This window comes from Actinomadura sp. GTD37 (assembly GCF_041951365.1).
In the GTDB taxonomy this organism is placed as follows: Bacteria; Actinomycetota; Actinomycetes; order Streptosporangiales; family Streptosporangiaceae; genus Spirillospora.
Map to the genome: position 1 here is coordinate 1 of NZ_JBGNUS010000022.1, position 1,531 is coordinate 1,531.

General features: G+C 57.4%; 1 rRNA gene. It reads left to right on the forward strand.

The annotated features are described in order from the left end of the window. A 23S ribosomal RNA gene (locus ACA511_RS40565) occupies window positions 1-1,393 on the forward strand; the annotation flags it as partial. Window positions 1,394-1,531 lie beyond the last annotated feature (138 nt).

Consider the following 1,531-nt stretch of genomic DNA (forward strand, 5'->3'; position numbering starts at 1 on the left):
ATCCTGAGAGCTGATGCCGAGCCGTTTTAGGTGAAGTGAGTGATCCCATGCTGTCGAGAAAAGCCTCTAGCGAGTGTACCGGCGGCCCGTACCCCAAACCGACTCAGGTGGTCAGGTAGAGAATACCAAGGCGATCGGGTGAACTGTGGTTAAGGAACTCGGCAAATTGCCCCCGTAACTTTGGGAGAAGGGGGACCTTGCCTGGTGATGGCATTTTCTGTCTGAGCTGGGTGGGGTCGCAGAGGCCAGGGGGAAGCGACTGTTTACTAAAAACACAGGTCCGTGCGAAGTCGTAAGACGCTGTATACGGACTGACGCCTGCCCGGTGCCGGAACGTTAAGAGGACCGGTTAGATCTTTCGGGGTCGAAGCTGAGAATCTAAGCGCCGGTAAACGGCGGTGGTAACTATAACCATCCTAAGGTAGCGAAATTCCTTGTCGGGTAAGTTCCGACCTGCACGAATGGCGTAACGACTTCCCCGCTGTCTCAACCACAGGCCCGGCGAAATTGCAGTACGAGTAAAGATGCTCGTTTCGCGCAGCAGGACGGAAAGACCCCGGGACCTTCACTACAGCTTGGCATTGGCGCTTGGAGCGTCTTGTGTAGGATAGGTGGGAGACTGTGAAGCCGGCACGCCAGTGTCGGTGGAGTCGTTGGTGAAATACCACTCTGGTCGTTTTGAGCGTCTAACCCGCACCCGTGTATCCGGGTGGGGGACAGTGCCTGGTGGGTAGTTTAACTGGGGCGGTTGCCTCCTAAAGTGTAACGGAGGCGCCCAAAGGTTCCCTCAGCCTGGTTGGCAATCAGGTGGCGAGTGCAAGGGCACAAGGGAGCTTGACTGTGAGACGGACGTGTCGAGCAGGTGCGAAAGCAGGGCCTAGTGATCCGGCACCTACGTGTGGAAGTGGTGTCGCTCAACGGCTAAAAGGTACCCCGGGGATAACAGGCTGATCTTCCCCAAGAGTCCATATCGACGGGATGGTTTGGCACCTCGATGTCGGCTCGTCGCATCCTGGGGCTGGAGTAGGTCCCAAGGGTTGGGCTGTTCGCCCATTAAAGCGGCACGCGAGCTGGGTTTAGAACGTCGCGAGACAGTTCGGTCCCTATCCGCTGCGCGCGTAGGAGAATTGAGAGGGTCTGTCCCTAGTACGAGAGGACCGGGACGGACGGACCTCTGGTGTGCCAGTTGTCCCGCCAGGGGCACGGCTGGTTGGCTACGTTCGGTCGGGATAACCGCTGAAAGCATCTAAGCGGGAAGCCTTCCTCGAGATGAGTTCTCCCACCCCTTTGTGGGTGTAAGGCCCCCGGTAGACGATCGGGTTGATAGGCCGGAGATGGAAGCGCGGTAACGTGTGGAGTCGACCGGTACTAATAGGCCGAGTGGCTTGAACACACAATACGTTCAATCCGAATCGCTGTGAGTTGTTCGCGTCCCTGTGTGGTTCTCAGGAAACAATCCTGGGAACCCGTAGTACATATAACTGTATTTGGTTGCCGAGCCTGGTTGCTCGGACGTCGACTTGCCCACCCC